Source organism: Allobosea sp. 10N428 (assembly GCF_056394545.1).
The window spans coordinates 381,673-400,803 of the sequence record NZ_JBFTIC010000001.1; the positions used below are offsets into that span (position 1 = coordinate 381,673).

Below are 19,131 nucleotides of genomic sequence, written 5' to 3' on the forward strand. Positions count from 1 at the left end.
TGGCCCTAAACCGTCCCGTGCGACACTCAAAGCTCAATCGCCGTTTGACACGGCCCGCCCGCTGAACCACTTTCGCGCGCAATTCCGAACCGCAGCGGTCTTGCGGGTCGCGAGACCGTCCGTTACGGCCGGTTCCGCGCTCTGAACAGGGCTGTTATCGAGACAAACAGATCATGAAGCTCCTCGTCGTCGAGTCGCCGGCCAAGGCCAAGACGATCAACAAATATCTGGGCTCCGACTACGAGGTCATCGCCTCGTTCGGGCATATCCGCGACCTGCCGGCCAAGGACGGCTCGGTCGAGCCCGACAACGACTTCTCCATGAAATGGGAGATCGAGGGCCGCGGCGCCAAGCAGGTCGCCGAGATCGCGCGCGCCGTGAAGGGCGCCGAGAAGCTGATCCTCGCCACCGACCCTGATCGCGAGGGCGAGGCGATTTCCTGGCACGTGCTGGAAGCGCTGAACCAGAAGAAGGTGCTGAAGGGCATCCCGGTCGAGCGCGTCACCTTCAACGCTGTCACCAAGGACGCCGTGCAGAAGGCATTGGCGAATCCGCGCGCCATCGACCAGGCGCTGGTCGACGCCTATCTGGCCCGCCGCGCGCTCGACTATCTCGTCGGCTTCACGCTGTCGCCGGTGCTGTGGCGCAAGCTGCCCGGCGCCCGCTCGGCCGGCCGCGTCCAGTCGGTGGCGCTGCGCCTCGTCTGCGACCGCGAACGCGAGATCGAGGCCTTCCGGGCACGCGAATACTGGTCGCTGGTGGCGACGCTCGCGACGGAATCCGGCCAGACCTTCGAGGCTCGGCTCGTTGGCGCCGACGGAAAGAAGATCGCCCGGCTCGACATCGGCAATGCCGAGGAGGCCAAGGCCTTCAAGGAGGCGCTGGAAACCGCGCTCTTCACCGTCAGCGAGGTCGAGGCCAAGCCGGTCAAGCGCCACCCCCAACCGCCCTTCCAGACCTCGACGCTGCAGCAGGAGGCCTCACGCAAGCTCGGCCTCGCCCCGGCGCGGACCATGCAGCTCGCGCAGCGGCTCTATGAAGGCGTCGATATCGGCGGCGAGACGGTCGGCCTCATCACCTATATGCGAACCGACGGCGTCGATATGGACGGCTCGGCCATCGCCGCCGCCCGCAGCGTCATCGGCAAGGAATTCGGTGACCGCTACGTGCCGAACGTGCCGCGCAAGTACACGGTCAAGGCCAAGAACGCGCAGGAGGCCCACGAGGCCATCCGCCCGACCGATCTCGCCCGGCTGCCGGCCATGGTCGCGCGCCAGCTCGAGCCCGAGCAGGCGAAGCTCTACGAGCTGATCTGGAAGCGCACCATCGCCAGTCAGATGGAATCGGCCGAGATGGAGCGCACGACGGTCGACATCGCGGCCAAGGTCGGCGCCCGCAACCTCGACCTGCGCGCCACCGGACAGGTCGTGCTCTTCGACGGCTTCCTGACGCTCTATCAGGAAAGTCGCGACGACGACGAGGACGAGGATTCGAAGAAGCTGCCGGCGATGAAGGCAGGCGACAAGCTGGAGAAGCGCGCCATCGCCGCGGACCAGCACTTCACCGAGCCGCCGCCCCGCTTCTCGGAAGCGAGTCTCGTCAAGCGCATGGAAGAGCTCGGCATCGGCCGGCCATCGACCTATGCCGCGACCCTCTCGACCTTGCGCGACCGCGAATATGTCCGCATCGAGAAGAAGCGCCTCGTGCCCGAGGACAAGGGCATGCTGGTCACGGCCTTCCTTGAGAGCTTCTTCAAGCGCTATGTCGAGTTCGATTTCACGGCGAACCTGGAGGAAAACCTCGACCGCGTCTCCAACGCCGAGATCGACTGGAAGGCGCTGCTGCGCCAGTTCTGGGAAGAGTTCACCGCCTCCATCGGCGAGACCAAGGATTTGCGCGTCGGCGACGTGCTGGAAGCGCTGAACGGCATCCTCGGCGAATATATCTTTCCGCAGAAGGCTGATGGCACCGATCCGCGCATCTGCCCGAATTGCGGCAACGGCCAGCTCTCGCTGAAGCTCGGCAAGTTCGGCGCTTTCGTCGGCTGCTCGAACTACCCCGAATGCCGGTACACCCGTCCGCTCTCCGTCCCGGCCGCCGAGGGCGAAGCCTCGGCCGAGGGCGGCCAGGGCACGCCCGGCGTGCGCGTGCTGGGCACCGACCCTGTCACCAATCTCGAAGTGACGCTGCGCGATGGCCGCTTCGGCCCCTATATCCAGCTCGGCGAGGGCGAGAAGCCGAAGCGCTCCAGCCTGCCGAAGGGAATGAGCCCGGCCACCGTGACGCTGGAGAAGGCGCTCGCCCTGCTCTCCCTGCCGCGCGAGGTGGCGAAGCACCCCGAGTCGGGCGAGCCGATCCTCGTCGGCATCGGCCGCTACGGGCCCTATGTCCAGCACGGCAAGACCTACGCCAATATCGACAAGGACGACGACGTGCTGGAACTCGGCGCCAATCGCGCCATCGACCTGATCGTCGCCAAGGAGAGCGGCGGCGGCAGGCGCGGCGGCGCGGCGGCGACACCCGGCCGCGCTTTGGGCGACCATCCCGCGGGCGGCGGGCTCGAGGTGAAGGCCGGCAAGTACGGCCCCTATGTCGCCTGGGGCAAGATCTTCGCAACCTTGCCCAAGACGATGGCGCCGGAGAGCATCACGCTCGAGCAGGCGATCGAGCTCGTCAACGCCAAGGCCGAGACGAAGGGCGGAGCAAAGGTCAAGGCCAAGGCCGCGAGCGCCACGAAAGCCAAGGCCCCCGCGAAGAAGCCGGCTGCCAAGAAACCGGCCGCCAAGAAGGCGACGGGCGAGAAGGCGGAGAAGGCGCCGGCCAAGAGCAAGGCCAAGGCGGCGAGCGGCTGATCTCAGCCCCTCGAGACCTCCCGGGCAGGGCCTGGCTCGATGCCCCCGCCCGGCCCTGCTCCGCCGTTGACTTCGTCAGCGATGGGAGGAGGATACCCGCTCTGATGCGTCACCACGCAAGAGAGGGGCGCCGATCATGACCATCGCCAAAAAGCTCCAGAGCTATATCGACGGCAAAGGCATCGCCTACGACACCGTCCCCCATAATCGCACGGCCACCAGCAGCCAGGCTGCGCAGGCGGCCCATATTCCGGGCAGCAAGCTGGCCAAATCGGTCGTCGTCCATCACGAGACCGGCTATGTGCTCGCCGTCGTGCCGAGCACGCACCGGATCGAGCTTTCGCGCTTGCAGGATATGATGGAAAAGCGGCTGGGCCTCGCCTCCGAGGACGAGATCGGCTCGCTCTTCTTCGATTGCGATATCGGCGCCGTTCCGCCGGTCGGATCGGCCTATGACGTGCCGGTGATCCTCGACAAGAGCCTCGGCGACGCCAAGGAGGTCTATTTCGAGGGCGGCGACCACCGGACGCTGGTGCATGTCAGCGGTGCAGACTTCCTCAACCTGATGAAGGATGCGCGGGTCGCGAGCTTCAGCCACCCGTCCTAGAGCATTGCGCGAAAAGGTGGACACCGGCTTTCGCAGGAGCGCGCCCTAAACTATTGGAATCGATCGCGTTCTTCGAATTCTGACCGTGCCGTCAGAATGCGACGCGGTCTGGCCGGGACATCGGCGGCACGACGTGAGACCAGCGCCTCCGGCATTCGGCGTGGTGAAAACTCAAGGTCTGGGCCGGCAGTGGACGCGCCGACCCGGCATTTTAGAGGCTCGCCACCACCACGATGCGCCTCACCTCGCCGCGCAGGAAAGCCTGCAGGAAGCGCTCGTAATCCTTGAAGGAAATGCAGCCGTTCGAGTCGCCGCGCGGCCCGAGCAGATAGGTGTGGGCGAGCAGCCCGGCGCGGCCATGGATGGCGCCGCTGCCGCCCACTGGGTTCAGGCGGATGGCGCGCACGCCGTGGAAAAGCGCCTCGCGCTCGGTCAGCGTATAGGTATGCGGCGGGGTCACGCCCTTCATCCGGACATGGGCATAGCGCGCATCGTCCATCATCTCGCCCAGGCCGGAATGGGCCTCGAGCCGCTCGCCATTCGGCATATAGACCATCTTGGCGTTGATATCGTAGATCGCGGTGCCGGCCTCGGCGGTACGCGGCGGCGTGCCGGTGGAAGGGCTCAGCCGGGCGACGCGGCCGCGATCGATGACATCGTCCTGCGGCGCGGCATAGGCGAGCGCCGTGCCTGCCGGCTGCTTCTGCACACCGAAGAGCTTTTCGAAGAAGCTGCGGTTATCTTCCGGCGTCGGCGCGGCAGCCGCCGTGCGGTTGCGGCGTGACGGGGTCGGCTGCGCGACGCGCGGCTGGAGCTGCTGCGGCTGCTGGGGATCGGCCTTCGGAAGCAGATCGAGCGGCCGCGGCACCGGCATCGGCGTCGCCTTCTCGGCCAGCGTGACCGGTGGCTGCGGCGGCAAGGGCAAGGCGGGCTCGGTGGCAGGAGCGGCTGCGGCAATCGAGGATGCCGGCGGAACCGGGCCAGCGGGCTGGAAGGCGGACCGGGCCGGAGCGCCCGGTGCGAAGGACGCGGCCTTGCCACCGGACAATGCCGGATCGAGCAGGCCGCTATAGGCCGGGACCGGCTGCGGCGCGGCGCGGCCCGCGGACGCCTTGCGGCCGGCGGCTGGTGAGGTGTCGGCAGTGTCGGGCGCCGGTGCGCCCTGCCCCAGCATCCAGAAGCCGGACATCGCGCCACAGCTCAGCGCGGCGGCGAGGAAGAACCCTTTCAGCAAAGGCCTGCGGCGTCGGCGCGAGCGCACATAGGGTGCACCACCTTCCCGCACATAGGTCGCATAGGTCATCCGCCGCACTCTCGATACGCTTACGCCACGCCCGGCGGCGGACACGGCTTCGCCGTTCGCGCCCCAGCCGAGAGAGGCGCGATACACGTCGCGTAGTGACCGAGAATGCCGGGAGAACCCAAACTTCGTTCTGCTTCGATTAGGCGCTGTGTTGGTTAATCGCCGGTGAACCGCATCGATAATTTTTGCGGATGAGGAAGCTGCGGATTACGGCAAGCAGCAGCACCGCAAGACGATGCAAAGGCGGCGCGATCAAGGCCTGCCGATGGAGAAACGGAGACGGAGATTTTTCTCTGCCCGCCGCGATTGGCCCATCTTTTTCGGGCAAGGCTGGCATGTCAGCCCATTTCTCCCCACCCGGCGCTCGAATCGGATATGTCGCAAGCATCGCAACCGCAGGGCTTGTCGCCTCGAGAATCTCAGGCCTTCATGGCGGCTGCGCAGGGGGCGGGACCGACGTGACCAAAGCAGCCACCGAGCCGAGGACGAGCTCTGTCGCAGCGCTGGGGGCCATCGTTAGCGGCGCGCTCATCCTTCAGATCGCCGCCACGATCGTGAACACAGTCGTGCCGCTGAAGATGGCGCTGGAGCAGAAGGCGCCGCTGCTGATCGGCCTCGTCGGCTCGGCCTATTCCGTCGGCTTCCTGGCCGGCTGCTTCGTGATCCCCGCCTTCATCCGCCGCGTGGGGCATATCCGCGCCTTCGCCGTCTTCGCGGCCTTGCAGGCGGTCCTGACGTTGAGCTTCTCGGCGACGCCGCTCGACATCTGGGGCATCTCGCGGCTGGGCATGGGCTTCGCCGGCGCCGGCCACGCCATCTGCATCGAGAGCTGGATCAGCGGGCAGGCCAAAGCAGGCCAGCGCGGCCGCATCTTCGGCTTCTACCAGATCCTCAACCGCCTCGCCCTGATCGGCTCGCAGATCGGTGTCGGCTACGTCTCGCTGCAATCGAACAACATCTTCCTGCTCGCCAGCGCCGCCTTCTCGATCGCGCTGATCCCCGTCGGCATGACCAAGGCCAAGGGACCGGAATCGGGCGAGGTCGTCTCGGTTCGCCTCAACACGATCTGGCAATATGCGCCGGCCTCGGTCATCGGCTGCCTGTATGTCGGCCTGATGGGTGGCGCGCTCACCAATGTGGCGCCGGCCTACGGCATCCTGATCGGGCTCGACCAGGCCTGGGCGATCTTGCTCACCGCCGGCATCCAGATCGGCGCGCTCGTGCTGCAATGGCCGCTCGGGCTGCTGGCGGACCGCGTCGAGAGCCGCATCATCATGCTGAGCGCCACGCTTTCGGTGGTGATCTGCTCGCTGGCGCTGGGCGCGGTGTTCTGGTTCGCCCTGCCCCATGCCCGGTTCTGGCTCTTCGGCCTGTTCGCGCTGATTGGCGCCGGCTCGATGCCGATCTACACGGTGGCCGTCGCTCATGCCTATTTCCGGCTCGGGCGCGAACGGGCGCTCGGCCTCTCGGCGCAGCTCCTGTTCCTCTGGGCGACGGGCTCGGCCATCGGCCCGCTGGTCTCGACGGCTTTCATGCAGGCCATCGGACCGAACGGGCTGCTGGCCTATCTCGGGCTGCTCTCGGCGGCGGCCGCCGCCTATCTCGCCTTCCGCCTGCGGCGCAATCCACCTTCGGCCAATCCCTTCGGGGAGCGCCCAGCAACGGCGCCGACCATTCCCGACGTCTCGCCCTCCGGCCGCTCGCAGGGCGGCAAGTAGGACGGCGTTCCAGAGCCTCGGTGAAACGCGGGTCATCCCGGCCGCAGCGAAGCGGAGAGCCGGGATGGCTCGGGATTTTCTGGGGAGAGGCGGAGCGAACGCTACGCCTGGACAGCGTGGCGGCTCGGCTTGGCCTTCAGCTTGAGTTCCTGCAGCTCCTCGCGCTCGCGCGGGGTGTTGCGCATCAGTTGGTCCTTGCCGGGCTGGTACTGCACCGGCTGGGCGACATCGACGCCGTACCAGGCGGCCGCGCGCAGCACGAATGACGGATCGGCGAGGTGTGGGCGCCCAAGCGCGACGAGATCGGCGCGGCCGGCAGCGATGATGGTGTTGACCTGATCGGCCGTGGTGATGTTGCCGACGCACATGGTCGCAACCTCGGCCTCGTTGCGGATGCGGTCGGAGAACGGCGTCTGGAACATGCGGCCGTAGATGGGGCGCGATTCCCTGGCGGTCTGGCCGGTCGAGACGTCGACGAGATCGCAGCCCTCGGCGGCGAAAGCCTCGGCGATCGCGACGGAATCTGCGGCCGAGAGACCGCCTTCCGCCCAGTCGGTCGCCGAGATTCGCACAGACATCGGCTTCTCGCGCGGCCAAGCTTCGCGCAGCGCCCGGAAGACTTCCAGCGGATAACGCAAACGGTTCTCGACCGATCCGCCATATTCGTCCGTGCGCTTGTTGGTCAGCGGCGAAAGAAAGCTCGCCAGCAGATAGCCATGGGCACAGTGCAGTTCCAGCATGTCGAAGCCGATACGCTCGCCGCGCTCGGCAGCGGAAACGAATTCGGCGGTCACCCGGTCCATGTCGACGCGCGTCATCTCGCGCGGCACCTGGCTCTCCGGGTAGTAGGGCAAGGCTGAGGCTGAGACGATCGGCCAGGCGCCCTCAGGCAGCGGCCTGTCCATGCCCTCCCACATCAGCTTGGTCGCGCCTTTCCGCCCGGCATGGCCGAGCTGGAGGCAGATCTTCGCCGCCGAATGGCCGTGAACGAAATCGACGATCCGCTTCCAGGCAGCTTCCTGTGCGTCATTCCAGAGGCCGGTGCAGCCGGGGGTAATGCGGGCATCCGGCGCGACGCAGGTCATCTCAGTGAAGATCAGCCCCGGGCCGCCGATGGCGCGCGAGCCGTAATGCATGAGGTGCCAATCGGTCGGCAGGCCGTCCTCGGCGGAATACTGGCACATCGGCGAGACGGTCATGCGGTTCTCGACCTGCATCTCGCGCAGCTTGAAGGGCTGGAAGGCCGGCGGCACCGGCGAGCCGTCCTTGCGCCGCTTCGCCAGCGGCCCGAGCCCATCGGCGACGAGCGCGTCGACGGCCGCGACCATCTCCGGCGCGCGCAGCGCCAGATTGTCATAGGTAATCGCCTTTGAACGGGTCATCAGGCCGAAAGCGAAGCGCAGCGGCTCGAAATCCCAGAAGCGCTTCAACTCCTCGAACCAGACCAGCGAGACATCCGCAGCGTGCTGGGTCTTCTCGACTTCCTCGCGGCGTTGCGTCTCGAACAGCTTCAGGCCGCCGGCGACATCGAGCTTCGCCTGCCCCATCGCCTTGTGCAGCGCGATGGCGTCTTCCATCGCCAGCTTGGTGCCGGAGCCGATCGAGAAATGCGCCGTTGCCTTGGCGTCGCCGATCAGCACGACGTTCTCGACGACCCAGTTGCGACAGCGGATCATCGGGAAATTGCGCCAGAGCGAGCGGTTGGCGATGAGCTTGTGGCCCTGAAGCTCCTCGGCGAAGACACCTTCGAGGAAGGCGGCCGACTGCGCCTCATCCATGGCATCGAGCCCGGCCTTCTCGAAGGTCTCGGGGTCGGTCTCGAGCACCCAGGTCGAGCGCCCCGCCTCGTACTGGTAGCAATGGGCGATGAAGAGGCCGTGCTCGGTTTCCTTGAAGAAGAAGGTGAAGGCGTCGAAGGGGCGGGTCGAGCCCATCCAGGCGAATTTGTTGGGGCGCAGATCGGTTTCCGGCCGAAAGCGCTCGCGCCAGTTCTCGCGCAGGCGGCTGTTGACGCCGTCGGCGGCGACGACGAGGTCGTAATCGCGCCTCAACGCTTCGACATCGGCGATCTCGCTGGCGAAATGCAGGTTGACGCCGAGCTCGCGCGCCCGAGCTTGCACCAGCATCAGCAGAGAGCGGCGCGAGCAACCGCAGAAGCCGTTGCCGGGCACGCGGTAGCTGTCGCCCTTGAAGTGGATCTCGATGTCGTCCCAATAGGCGAAGTTGTCGCGGATCGCGGCATAGCTCTTCGCGTCGGCCGCCTTGAAGGTGTCGAGCGTCTGGTCGGAGAAAACCACACCGAAGCCGAAGGTGTCGTCCGCCTGGTTGCGCTCGAAGACGTCGACCGTGATCTCCGGCCAATCTCGCTTCATCAGCAGCGCGAAATAGAGCCCCGCCGGCCCTCCGCCCACAACCGCGATACGCATCGACGCCTCCATCGGGGAACCGGCCGATCCGGCCTGGAAAATATTTTAAGCCTAAAATGATTTCGAACTCAAGGGGCTTTCCCCCCGGCCGCATCGAAAGCCGACCACCACGGCCGCCTTTGTGCTAAACATTTGCAACAGCGCGCGAAATCGATGCCGTGCTGGTAAGCCCCGCCGAGGGGGCTTGCAAATTCGTTGAGACTTAAAATATATTTGTCGCTGGAGGTCGAACGCTCATGGCTCTGCAAGGACGGCACGCGCTGGTGACGGGAGGCGGACGGGGCATCGGCCGCGCCATTGCTGCCGCACTGACGCAAGCGGGAGCGCGGGTCAGCATTCTCGGCCGTGACGAGGCCGCGCTGCGGGACGCCGTCACAGCCGGGGCCGCCGCCGATTTCGCCGCCTGCGACGTGCGCGACGAGACTTCGGTCTCGGCCGCGCTCGACCATCTTTCCAACACTCATGCCTTCGATATAGCGATCGCCAATGCCGGGGCGGTCGAGACCGGCCCATTCATGCGCAGCGATAGCGAGCGCTTCCGCCGTATGGTCGAGATCAACTTGATCGGCACGGTCAACCTGTTCCATGCGGTCCTGCCCGGCATGCTGGAGCGCCATAGCGGCCGGCTGATCGCCATCGCTTCGACGGCGGGGCATCGCGGCTACGCCTATGTCAGCGCCTATGCCGCCGCGAAGCATGCGGTGATCGGACTGACGAAATCGCTGGCGCTGGAAACCGCCCGCTCCGGCGTCACCGTCAATGCCGTCTGCCCTGCTTACGCCGATACCGACATGGTCGCGAGCGGGCTCGACACCATCGCGGCCAAGACCGGCAAAAGCCGCGAGCAGGCGCTGGCCGAAATGGTCAAGGACAATCCGCAGGGCCGCCTGATCGCGCCTGAAGAGGTCGCGGCCGCCGTGCTCTATCTTTGCGGGCCGGGCAGCGATGCCGTCACCGGCCAGTCGCTCCTGATCAATGGCGGGGAGTTCTGAGATGGAGACGCCGTCCTCCGCACTCATGCTCGATCGCGAGACCAAGGCGAGCGAACGCCCCGGCGACCACAAGGACGAGTTGCGCCTGTGGCTGCGGATGCTGACCTGCTCGACCCTGATCGAGACGGAAATCCGCAACCGGCTGCGCGAGGAATTCAAGACGACGCTGCCGCGCTTCGACCTGATGGCCCAGTTGGACAAGAGCGTGGTGGGGATGACCGTCGGCGAAGTCTCGCAGCGACTGATGGTCTCGAACGGCAATGTTACCGCCGTCGTCGCCGGCCTCGTCACGGACGGGCTCGTCGACAAGCGCGCGGCGCCGCAGGACCGGCGGGTGCAGATCCTCACCTTGACGGCGCAAGGGCGCAAGGCCTTCCGCGCCATGGCCGAGCGGCACGAAAGCTGGATCGCCGAGCTTTTCGCGGGGCTCGACCAGCCCGAGATCGGGCAGCTCTTCCGGCTGCTCGGAGAGACCAAGACCTCGCTGCATCGTGCCATCGCCGGACGGGCGAAGGACGCAGCCGACGAGCCCGCGAAGGGAGACGCCTGATGACGATCGCCAACGCCACCACGCTGCCGCTGGCGGGCTTCACGCCCGAGCATTTCGCGCTTTCCGTCGCCGGCAAGGTCGCGACGGTGACGCTGAACCGGCCTGATAAAAAGAATCCGCTGACCTTCGCAAGCTACCGCGAACTCACGGATTTCTTCCTCGCCGCGCAGAAGGATGAAGGCGTCAAGGCGATCGCCGTGACCGGCGCCGGCGGCAATTTCTCCTCGGGCGGCGACGTCTTCGAGATCATCGGCCCGCTGGTCGCAATGGAGACCAAGGACCTGCTGAAGTTCACCCGGATGACCGGCGAGTTGGTCAAGGCGATGCGCGCCTGCCCGCAGCCGATCGTCGCCGCGATCGACGGCGTCTGCGCCGGGGCCGGCGCCATCATCGCCATGGCTTCGGACCTCAGGCTCGGCACGGCGGGCAGCAAGATCGCCTTCCTGTTCAACCGCGTCGGCCTCGCCGGCTGCGACATGGGGGCCTGCGCGATGCTGCCGCGCATCATCGGCCAAGGCCGCGCCGCTGAGCTGCTCTATACCGGGCGCGTGCTCAGGGGCGAGGAGGCCGAGCGCTGGGGCTTCCTCAACCGGCTCTGCGCGCCGGACGCCGTGCTGGCCGAGGCGCAAGAGCTCGCTACCGAGCTGGCTGATGGCCCGACCTTCGCCAACGCCATGACCAAGCGCATGCTCGAAATGGAATGGGCGATGTCGGTCGAGAGCGCGATCGAGGCCGAGGCCGTGGCGCAGGCTTTGTGCATGCAGACCGAGGATTTCGCCCGCGCCTATCACGCCTTCGCCGCGAAACAGAAGCCGGTCTTCGAGGGGAATTAGGCCATGTCCTCCTTCATCCTCCCCGTCATTCCGGCTGCAGCGAAGCGGAGAGCCGGAATCCATCATAGGGCGCCGCGACCCTGCGATGGATTCCGGATCGGCGCCGCTTCGCGGCTTGTCCGGAATGACGGCGCGAAATGAGCGGGGGACTTCACATGCTCGGCGACACACTCGACTGGCCGTTCTTCGAGGCGCATCACCGGGCTTTTGCCGAAGAGCTCTCGGGCTGGGCCGATGCCCATCTCGCCGAGCTGCCACATGAGGATGTCGACGAAGCCTGCCGGGCGCGCGTCGCGGCCTTGGGTGCGGCGGGCTTTCTGAAAGCCGCTGTGCCGGCCGCCTATGGCGGGTTGTCCGACAAGCTCGATGTCCGCACGCTCTGTCTCGCCCGCGAGATCCTGGCTGCTCATGATGGGCTCGCCGATTTCGCGTTCGCCATGCAGGGTCTCGGCACCGGCTCGATCAGCATCGCAGGCTCCGAGGCGATGAAGCAGCGCATCCTGCCGGATGTCGCCGCTGGCAAGCGGATCGCCGCCTTCGCCCTCTCCGAGAAGGAGGCCGGCTCCAACGTCGCCGCCTTGGCCACGACCGCGACGCCGGACGGCGCATCCCACGTCCGGATCGACGGCGAGAAGAGCTGGATCTCCAATGGCGGCATCGCCGATCATTACGTCGTCTTCGCCCGCACCGGCGAGGCGCCGGGCGCCCGCGGGCTTTCCGCCTTCGTGGTCGAGGCCGATACGCCGGGCCTCACCATCGCGGAGCGCATCGAGGTGATCGCGCCGCATCCGCTGGCGACGCTGCGCTTCGAGGGCTGCCGCGTGCCGCTCGAGAACCGCATCGGCGGGCCCGGCGACGGTTTCAAGGTCGCGATGGCGACGCTCGATATCTTCCGCTCGACGGTTGGCGCCGCCGCGCTCGGCTTCGCAAGGCGGGCGCTGCACGAGACGCTTCGCCACGCCAATGGCCGCAAGCTTTTCGGCGGCACGCTCGGCGACCTCCAGCTCTCGCAAGCCGCGATCGCCGACAGCGCGGCTGAGGTCGATGCCGCCGCCCTTCTCGTCTACCGCGCCGCCTGGACCAAGGATCGCGGCGCCGCCCGCGTCACCCGCGAGGCAGCGCTGGCGAAACTCGTTGCGACCGAGAACGCCCAGAGCGTGATCGACCGGGCCGTCCAGATTCATGGCGGCCTCGGCGTCACCAAGGGCGTCAAGGTGGAGGAATTGTACAGGGAGATCAGGGCGCTGCGCATCTACGAGGGTGCCAGCGAGGTCCAGAAGGTCGTGATCGCGCGCGACCTGCTGAAAGCACATGCCGCAAAGGCAGGGGAACGAGATGATAGCAACCGGATTCGCGAGATCGGGGCATAAGGACAGCTTCGCGCGGGACAATCTGCCGCCGCGCGAAAGCTGGCCCGATCTGACACTGGAAGAGGCAGGGCTGAGCTACCCGGAGCGGCTGAACTGCGTCGCCGAATTGCTCGACAAGCACATCGCGGAAGGCCGCGGTGGCCATACAGCCGTGGTGGCGGCTGATCTGCACTGGAGCTATGCGGACCTCGCCGCGACCGTGAACCGCATCGCCAACGTGCTGACCCGCGATCTCGGCATGGTCAGCGGCAACCGCGTGCTGCTGCGCGCCGGCAACACGCCGATGATGGTCGCCGCCTATCTCGCCGTCATAAAAGCCGGCGGCATCGCAGTCGCGACCATGCCGATGCTGCGGGCGGGCGAACTCGCCTATCCGCTGCGCAAGGCGAAGATTGCGCTGGCGCTCTGCGACCACCGCCTCCCCGCCGAACTGGAAGCCGCGAAAGCGCAGGCGCCGGAGCTTGCCCGCATCGTCGCCTTCGGCTCGTCCGACAGCGAGCTCGAAGTCCTCATGGCGCGACCGGGCTACGAATATTTCGAGGCCGCCGACACCGCCCGCGACGATGTCTGCCTGATCGCCTTCACCTCCGGCACGACCGGCGAGCCGAAAGGCACCATGCATTTCCACCAGGACATGCTGGCGATCTGCGATGCCTATGGCGCGCGGGTGCTGAAGGCCTCTCCCGACGATCGCTTCACCGGCTCGCCGCCGCTCGCCTTCACCTTCGGGCTCGGCGGGCTCGTGCTTTTCCCGATGCGGATCGGCGCGGCGATGGTCCTGCCCGAGAAAGCTGGCCCGGCCGACCTGATCGACGCCATCGAGCGCTACAAGGTCAGCGTCGTCTTCACGGCACCGACCGCCTATCGCGCCATCCTCGACAAGCTCGACGGGCGCGATATTTCCTCGCTGCGCATCTGCGTCTCGGCCGGCGAGGCGCTCCCGAAGGCGACCTTCGACGCGTGGCAGGCGCGCACGGGGCTCGCGCTGCTCGACGGCATCGGGGCAACCGAGATGCTGCACATCTTCATCGGCGCCCCGCGCGACAAGATCCGGCCGGGCTCGACCGGCATTCCGGTGCCCGGCTACGAGGCGAAGATCGTCGACGCGGAAGGCCGCGAGGTGCCGGACGGGACACCGGGACGCCTCGCAGTACGCGGGCCGACCGGCTGCCGCTATCTCGCCGACCCGAGGCAGGCGGTCTATGTGCTGAACGGCTGGAACATCACCGGCGACACCTATCTGCGCGATGCGGACGGCTATTTCTGGTACCAGGCCCGCTCCGACGACATGATCATCTCCGCCGGCTACAACATCGCCGGGCCGGAGGTGGAAGCCTGCCTGCTGACGCATGAGGCGGTGGCCGAATGCGGCGTGGTCGGCGCGCCCTGCGCCGAGCGCGGCCAGATCGTGAAGGCCTATGTGGTGCTGCGCGAGGGCGTAAAAGGCGACGAGGCCCTGGTCAAGACCTTGCAGGAGCATGTGAAGGCCAGTATCGCGCCCTACAAATATCCGCGCGCCATCGAATTCGTCGACGCCCTGCCGAAGACGGCGACCGGCAAGCTGCAACGCTTCGCCCTGCGCCAGATCGCGCGCGGCGAGACCTGACCCCTTCTCAAACCAGAGCCGAACGGCCGAAATCGAGGCGACAACCCATGTCCGAACTTCCGCAATCCCGCGCCATCCTGCCAGAAGGCTGGCCGCAGCCGCGCGGCTATGCCAACGGCATGGTCGCTGAGGGCCGCGTGCTGGTGACCGGCGGCCTCGTCGGTTGGAACCCGGAGGGCGTCTTCGCGCAAGGCTTCGTCGGTCAGCTCCGCCAGACCTTCCTCAATATAAAGGCGGTGGTCGAGGCCGGCGGCGCGCGCGTCGAGGATATCGTGCGCCTCACCTGGTACGTCACCGATGTCGCGACCTATCGCAGCAGCCTCAAGGAGATAGGGCCGGTCTATCGCGAAGTCTTCGGCCGGCACTTTCCGGCGATGGCGGTGGTCGCGGTGACGGCGCTGGTGGAGCCGGAGGCGCTGCTGGAGATCGAGGCGACGGCGGTCGTCGCACGCTGAGCCCGGCAGCGCGAGCAGCCGCATTCAAAGGCTCATGAAAATACCGGCACGCGGCACCGTTTATTAGGTGTTCACCAAGATTCCGGGCGGAGACTGCCGGGGCGTCGCAGGTCGCGACGTTCTTCCGGAGTATCTCCATGTCCAGTGTCAGCGGTGTGGGCGGTGGTTTCCGACCACACCATAAACCTCCCAGCTTCGACCAGATCGACAGCAACAGCGACGGCGGCATCCGTCTCGACGAATTCGAGAGCGCCGCTCCAAAGGGCGCCGACAGCGCCAAGAACGAAGAGCTCTTCAAGAAGATCGACGCGGACGGCGACGGCTCGATCACCAAGGCCGAGTCCGATGCGTTCAAGGAAAAGGCCAAGAAGGCCGACAGCCTGCTGCAGTCCTTTCTGTTCTCCCTTCAGGCCGACGGGTCTCAGAACGCCCAGGCAGCCTCGACCAGCGACGGCGTTTCGGCGTTCGGTCAGATCGACAGTGACGCCAATGGTGGGAAGGACGAGTTCAGCGCGGCCTTCAAGGACAGCCGCCTGAACAGCGACCAGTTGAACAAGCTCTTCAGCTCGCTCGACCAGAACGGCGACGGCTCGGTCTCGCAGGATGAGGTGAAGACCTTCCAGTCCTCGCTGCAACAGTCCGGCGAGAGGCATCGTCACCGGCCGCCGCCTGAAGCCTTCCAGAACGCTTCGCAGGCCTATGGCAGCTCCTCGCAGCTCTCGTCGCAGGCGACCACCGAAACGAACTACGCCAAGGCAGCGTGAGTTCTGCCAATCGGGTGCCGCGTCGTGGCAACCGCAACACTTTCGTCGCCGACGGCAGAAGCCGCTGGCGCCGCTGCTCAGATCCCCGCCCCGTCCTGTAAGGTCCCGGCCGGCGCCTTCCGCCAGAGCCGCATATGCAGCGCCCGCAGGCCAGGACGCAGCAAGATGTCACCGAATGCGAGCGCCAGAGAAGCCGGCGCATTCATCGTCAAGGCAAAAGCCGCCGCGAACAACCCGGCCGTGCTCAGGACCCGCCAGCTCACCGCGGCCAGCCAGGCCCGGCGATCCGGCGTGCCGCGCCGGCCGACGATGCGGATGACATTGCGCCGGAGCCGGGCCGCCACGCCGCCTTCGCCGATCGCGCCCGGTTGCTTGGCGTCTCCGTCCGCCTCGACGAAGCCGAATGCGACGGTCTCGTTGCTGATCCGGTCGATCAGGATGAAGCCACCGAGTTCATGGCTCCGCACATAGGGCAGCGAGACCAGCGGCCTGTCGAGCCGGAGCGTGACCAGGCCGATGCCGTTCATGCGCAGAGCTTGTGCCGGCAGCGGCCGGAAGCCTTCGATATCGATGCTGTGGTGCAAGGTCTCGACCGTGGCGCTGGCACTTTGCGTCGCCAGCTTCAGCAGAAACTGGCCGCCCTCCAGCATCGCGCGCTCGCCCGTCCAGAGCAGCCGCGCCGTGAGCCCCCGGCTCACCGGCAGCTCGGTGTCCGCAGCGGCGATGACGTCGCCGCGCGAAACGTCGATGTCGTCTTCGAGGGTGATGGTCGCGGCCTGCCCGGCTGCGATCTGGCTCGCCTCGCCCGCAGCGCCGATCAGCCGCGCAATGCGACTGGTGCGTCCTGAGGGCAGCGCCACGACCGGATCGCCGACACGGGCGCGGCCCGCCACCGGCGTGCCGGCATAGCCGCGGAAATCGAGATCCGGGCGGTTGACCCACTGCACCGGCAGGACGAAGCCTTCGCTGCCGGGCGCCGCGCGCGTGATCGCAACGCTTTCGAGATAGGGCAACAGCGCCGGTCCGTCATACCAGGCCATGAGCGAGGAAGGCCGCATGACGTTCTCGCCGTCACGGGCCGAGACCGGGATGAAGCTGATCGAGGCGAAGCCGAGGCTCGTCACCGCCGCACGGTAGTCGGCCGCGATCTTTTCGAAGACGGCCTCGTCATAGCCGACGAGGTCCATCTTGTTGATCGCGACCACGACATGGCGGACGCCGACCAGCGAGACGATGAAGGAGTGGCGGCGGGTCTGCGGCAGCAGGCCCTTGCGCGCATCGACCAGGATGATGGCGAGGTCGGCGGTGGAGGCGCCCGTCGCCATGTTGCGGGTATATTGCTCGTGGCCGGGCGTGTCGGCGACGATGAAGCTGCGCGTCTCCGTCGCGAAATAGCGGTAGGCGACATCGATGGTGATGCCCTGCTCACGCTCGGCCGAGAGACCGTCGACGAGAAGTGCGAAATCGGGCGCTGCGCCTTGCGTGCCGAATTTGCGGGAATCGCTGTCGAGCGCGTCGAGCTGGTCGTCGAAGACCGCGCCCGCCTCGTAGAGCATGCGGCCGATCAGCGTCGACTTGCCGTCATCGACCGAGCCGCAAGTGATGAAGCGCAGCAGCGAATGCCGGCCGGTTTCGGAAGCGGCGGGCGCATCGTTGGCGGGGAGAAGGTTCTGGGCCGGCCTCAGTGCCTTCAGGTTCTTCTTGGCCAGATTCCTGGCGATGGCGAAGCCCATCAGAAATAGCCTTCCTGCTTCTTCTGCTCCATCGAACCCGAGCCGTCATGATCGATGACGCGGCCCTGCCGCTCGGAAGAACGAGAGGAGCGCATCTCGGCGATGATGTCGGTAAGGCTCGCCGCCTCGCTTTCGACCGCGCCGGTCAGCGGGTAGCAGCCGAGTGTGCGGAAGCGGACCATGCGGGTTTCGACCACCTCGCCGGGGCGCAGCTCCATGCGCTCGTCGTCGCGCATGATCCAGGCGCCGTCGCGCTGCACGACAGGGCGCGGCGCCGCGAAATAAAGCGGCACGACCGGGATGTTTTCCAGCGCGACGTAGTCCCAGATGTCCCGCTCGGTCCAGTTGGAGAGCGGGAAGACGCGGAAGCTCTCGCCCCGGTGCTTGCGTGTGTTGAAGAGCTGCCAGGGCTCGGGGCGCTGGTTTTTCGGATCCCAGCGATGCTCGGGGCTGCGCAGGGAGAAGACGCGTTCCTTGGCGCGGCTCTTCTCCTCGTCGCGGCGGGCGCCGCCGAAGGCCGCGTCGAATTTGTGCAGTTCGAGCGCCTGCTTCAGCCCTTGCGTCTTCATGACGTCGGTATGAACGCGCGAACCGGAGGCGAAGGGGTTGACGCCGGCCTCGACGCCTTCCCTGTTGATATGAACGATGAGATCGAGCCCGAGCCGTGCCGCGGTCGCGTCACGGAAGGCGATCATGTCGCGGAACTTCCAGGTCGTATCGACATGAAGCAGCGGGAAAGGCGGCTTGGCCGGGTAGAACGCCTTCATCGCCAGATGCAGCAGAACGGCGGAGTCCTTGCCGATCGAATAGAGCAGCACCGGCTTGTCGCAGGTCGCCGCCACCTCGCGGATGATGAAGATGGCCTCCGCCTCGAGCTTCTGGAGATGGCTGAGCTGGATCATGCGCGCGGCTCCACTGGCCGAATTTCTTGCGAAGGAGACTTGGCGCGCCCCAGCTTTCCGTCCGTTCCGACATGCAGGCCGCATTCCTTTGCGGCATCGTCCTCCCACCACCAGCGCCCGGCCCGCTCCGGCTCGCCGGGGTGGATGGCGCGGGTGCAGGGCTGGCAGCCGATCGAGACGAAGCCCTGCGCATGCAGCGGGTTGATCGGGACATCGTTGGCTTCGGCGAAGGCAAGCGTGCGCTCGCGCGTCCAGTCGATCAACGGACTCGCCTTGACGAGGCCGCGCGCCGCATCGGCCTCCGCGAACGGAACCGCGCCGCGCGCCGCCGACTGGTCGGCGCGCAGGCCGGTCAGCCAGATATCGGCCCCGGCGAGCGCCCGGCCGAGCGGCTCGACCTTGCGGATGTCGCAGCAGGATTTGCGGGCGTCGCGCGAAGCGTAGAAGCCGTTGATGCCGTTCTGGCGGACATAGAGCTCGACCGCCTCGTGGCGCGGAAAATAGGGGCGGATCAGGATGCCGTAGCGCTCCTCGGTCTGCTGCCAGAGCGCATAGACCGCGGGGAACAGCCGGCCGGTATCGAGCGTGGCGAAGATCACCGGCAGCTTCGCCATGGCGAGGAAATGGGTCAGCACCTGATCTTCGAGGCCGAAGGAGGTGGTGAAGACCACAGGCCCCTTTGCGGCCGCAGCAACCCTGGCGAGGCGATCCGGAATGTCGACGGAACCGAGCGCCGCGTTCAATAATGCGGCACGGTGCGGCAACATTTCGACCGCCCCCTCATCCGCTGCCGCTGCGATTGCTGTCGCCTCGTCCTGGCCAGGGCTTTTAGCCATCGTTCTGCCGCACCGCCTGTTCGGTAAATCGAACAAACGACTTATACCCGCAGGTCCCAAAGCTCAATTCACATGCAGTAGCGGGTTTTTTCTTATTTCACTTTCAGAGGAGAAGATTGTTTTAACGAACGCAGTACCTCCCCGAACGGGGGGTACTACGACGACGATCCGAACGAGGCGAAAG

At 66.6% G+C, this 19,131-nt stretch carries 16 protein-coding genes; 10 read left to right on the forward strand and 6 right to left on the reverse strand.

Going from position 1 to position 19,131, the window contains the following annotated elements:
- Window positions 1-173: 173 nt before the first annotated feature.
- Window positions 174-2,852, forward strand: coding sequence for a type I DNA topoisomerase (gene topA, locus AC1DDA_RS01840; RefSeq protein ID WP_476794392.1), 2,679 nt, complete (start codon window positions 174-176; stop codon window positions 2,850-2,852).
- A gap of 136 nt (window positions 2,853-2,988) precedes the next feature.
- Window positions 2,989-3,459 carry an aminoacyl-tRNA deacylase gene (locus AC1DDA_RS01845; protein WP_476794393.1) on the forward strand — a complete coding sequence of 157 codons (471 nt, stop codon included), beginning with the start codon at window positions 2,989-2,991 and terminating at the stop codon, window positions 3,457-3,459.
- Between the two features lie 211 nt (window positions 3,460-3,670).
- Here the strand turns inward: AC1DDA_RS01845 and AC1DDA_RS01850 are convergent, their stop codons facing one another.
- Window positions 3,671-4,762 (reverse strand): DUF2778 domain-containing protein, encoded by a 1,092-nt coding sequence (locus AC1DDA_RS01850; protein WP_476794394.1) that lies wholly within the window; start codon window positions 4,760-4,762, stop codon window positions 3,671-3,673.
- A gap of 139 nt (window positions 4,763-4,901) precedes the next feature.
- On the reverse strand, window positions 4,902-5,099 hold the full coding sequence (locus AC1DDA_RS01855; RefSeq protein ID WP_476779688.1) for a hypothetical protein: 198 nt from the start codon (window positions 5,097-5,099) through the stop codon (window positions 4,902-4,904).
- Between the two features lie 121 nt (window positions 5,100-5,220).
- On the opposite strand from AC1DDA_RS01855, the gene AC1DDA_RS01860 reads away from it, so the two are divergent.
- Window positions 5,221-6,480, forward strand: coding sequence for an MFS transporter (locus AC1DDA_RS01860; protein ID WP_441511301.1), 1,260 nt, complete (start codon window positions 5,221-5,223; stop codon window positions 6,478-6,480).
- A gap of 101 nt (window positions 6,481-6,581) precedes the next feature.
- On the opposite strand, the gene AC1DDA_RS01865 is transcribed toward AC1DDA_RS01860, so the two are convergent.
- On the reverse strand, window positions 6,582-8,906 hold the full coding sequence (locus AC1DDA_RS01865; protein ID WP_476794395.1) for a bifunctional salicylyl-CoA 5-hydroxylase/oxidoreductase: 2,325 nt from the start codon (window positions 8,904-8,906) through the stop codon (window positions 6,582-6,584).
- 236 nt (window positions 8,907-9,142) lie between these two features.
- Here AC1DDA_RS01865 and AC1DDA_RS01870 point away from each other — a divergent pair, with 236 nt between their 5' ends.
- The 7 genes from AC1DDA_RS01870 to AC1DDA_RS01900 all read left to right on the forward strand — a co-directional run bounded on the left by AC1DDA_RS01870 (window position 9,143) and on the right by AC1DDA_RS01900 (window position 15,476).
- Window positions 9,143-9,898, forward strand: a complete 756-nt coding sequence (locus AC1DDA_RS01870) for an SDR family NAD(P)-dependent oxidoreductase (protein ID WP_476794396.1) — start codon at window positions 9,143-9,145, stop codon at window positions 9,896-9,898.
- A 1-nt stretch (window position 9,899) separates the two neighbouring features.
- A complete protein-coding gene (locus AC1DDA_RS01875) occupies window positions 9,900-10,448 on the forward strand; it encodes a MarR family winged helix-turn-helix transcriptional regulator (RefSeq protein WP_476794397.1) in 549 nt (182 codons plus the stop codon).
- Window positions 10,448-11,281: an enoyl-CoA hydratase family protein gene (locus AC1DDA_RS01880; protein ID WP_476794398.1), complete on the forward strand. Its 834-nt coding sequence runs from the start codon at window positions 10,448-10,450 to the stop codon at window positions 11,279-11,281. Before AC1DDA_RS01875 ends, AC1DDA_RS01880 begins: the two co-directional genes overlap by 1 nt.
- 155 nt (window positions 11,282-11,436) lie before the next feature.
- Window positions 11,437-12,651, forward strand: a complete 1,215-nt coding sequence (locus AC1DDA_RS01885; RefSeq protein WP_476794399.1) for an acyl-CoA dehydrogenase family protein — start codon at window positions 11,437-11,439, stop codon at window positions 12,649-12,651.
- Complete coding sequence (locus tag AC1DDA_RS01890; protein ID WP_476794400.1) at window positions 12,617-14,257, forward strand: benzoate-CoA ligase family protein; 1,641 nt, start codon at window positions 12,617-12,619, stop codon at window positions 14,255-14,257. Before AC1DDA_RS01885 ends, AC1DDA_RS01890 begins: the two co-directional genes overlap by 35 nt.
- 47 nt (window positions 14,258-14,304) lie before the next feature.
- Entirely contained in the window at window positions 14,305-14,712 is a 408-nt protein-coding gene (locus AC1DDA_RS01895) for a RidA family protein (RefSeq protein WP_441511294.1), read from the forward strand.
- A 137-nt stretch (window positions 14,713-14,849) separates the two neighbouring features.
- Window positions 14,850-15,476, forward strand: a complete 627-nt coding sequence (locus tag AC1DDA_RS01900) for an EF-hand domain-containing protein (protein WP_476794401.1) — start codon at window positions 14,850-14,852, stop codon at window positions 15,474-15,476.
- Between the two features lie 77 nt (window positions 15,477-15,553).
- Here AC1DDA_RS01900 and AC1DDA_RS01905 read toward each other — a convergent pair whose 3' ends face one another.
- The 3 genes from AC1DDA_RS01905 to AC1DDA_RS01915 are packed head-to-tail and all read right to left on the reverse strand — an operon-like array spanning window position 15,554 to window position 18,947.
- Window positions 15,554-17,209 (reverse strand): sulfate adenylyltransferase subunit 1, encoded by a 1,656-nt coding sequence (locus AC1DDA_RS01905; protein ID WP_476794402.1) that lies wholly within the window; start codon window positions 17,207-17,209, stop codon window positions 15,554-15,556.
- Window positions 17,209-18,111 carry a sulfate adenylyltransferase subunit CysD gene (gene cysD / locus AC1DDA_RS01910; protein ID WP_476794403.1) on the reverse strand — a complete coding sequence of 301 codons (903 nt, stop codon included), beginning with the start codon at window positions 18,109-18,111 and terminating at the stop codon, window positions 17,209-17,211. Before cysD ends, AC1DDA_RS01905 begins: the two co-directional genes overlap by 1 nt.
- Window positions 18,108-18,947 carry a phosphoadenylyl-sulfate reductase gene (locus tag AC1DDA_RS01915; protein WP_476794404.1) on the reverse strand — a complete coding sequence of 280 codons (840 nt, stop codon included), beginning with the start codon at window positions 18,945-18,947 and terminating at the stop codon, window positions 18,108-18,110. The genes cysD and AC1DDA_RS01915 overlap by 4 nt, the downstream gene beginning before the upstream one ends.
- Window positions 18,948-19,131 lie beyond the last annotated feature (184 nt).